Raw genomic sequence first — 996 nt, 5'->3', positions numbered from 1 at the left:
ATCCAGGACATGGTGAGCCCGAAGCCGATGGATCGCCTCGTGTGCGGCGACGTCGGCTTCGGCAAGACCGAGGTCGCGCTGCGCGCGGCCTTCGTCGCGGTCACCGGCGGCAAGCAGGTGGCCATCCTCGCGCCGACAACGCTGCTGGCCGAGCAGCATTTCCAGAACATCTCCGACCGCTTCGGCAAGTGGCCGGTGAAGGTGGCCGAGCTGTCGCGCTTCCGCTCGCCGAAGGAAGTGAAGGCGGCGCTCGAAGGCATCGAGGACGGCACGGTCGACATCGTGATCGGCACCCACAAGCTGATCAGCCAGAGCGTCAAGTTCAAGCGCCTCGGGCTGCTGGTGATCGACGAGGAGCACCGCTTCGGCGTGCGCCACAAGGAGGCGATCAAGGCGATGCGCGCCGAGGTCGACGTGCTGACGTTGACCGCGACGCCGATCCCGCGGACCCTGGGCATGGCGCTCGAAGGCCTGCGCGACCTGAGCGTGATCGCGACCGCCCCGCAGCGCCGCCTGGCGATCAAGACCTTCGTGCGCAACGAGAGCACCGGCACCATCCGCGAGGCGATCCTGCGCGAGCTGAAGCGCGGCGGGCAGGTGTACTTCCTGCACAACGAGGTCGAGACGATCGAGAACCGGCGCGAGAAGCTGCAGGAGCTGCTGCCCGAGGCGCGCATCGCGGTCGCGCACGGCCAGATGGCCGAGCGGCAGCTGGAGCACGTGATGCGCGATTTCGTCGCGCAGCGCCACAACGTGCTGCTGTGCTCCACCATCATCGAGACCGGCATCGACGTGCCGAGCGCCAACACCATCGTGATCAGCCGCGCCGACAAGTTCGGCCTGGCGCAGCTGCACCAGCTGCGCGGGCGCGTCGGCCGCTCGCACCACCAGGCCTACGCCTACCTGCTGGTGCCCGAGGTCGAGGGGCTGACCAAGCAGGCGGCGATGCGGCTGGAGGCGATCCAGAACATGGAGGAGCTCGGCTCGGGCTTCTAC

Annotated in this window: 1 protein-coding gene; it reads left to right on the top strand. The window is 68.4% G+C overall.

The window, feature by feature from the left end:
- On the top strand, window positions 1-996 hold a 996-nt coding region (locus AC1D01_RS36360; protein WP_477874619.1), incomplete at both ends, for a DEAD/DEAH box helicase.

It is taken from the genome of Rhizobacter sp. P3_B12 (assembly GCF_056402895.1).
The sequence above is the reverse complement of the archived record's forward strand: the minus strand, read 5'-3'. Positions and strand labels throughout refer to the sequence as shown.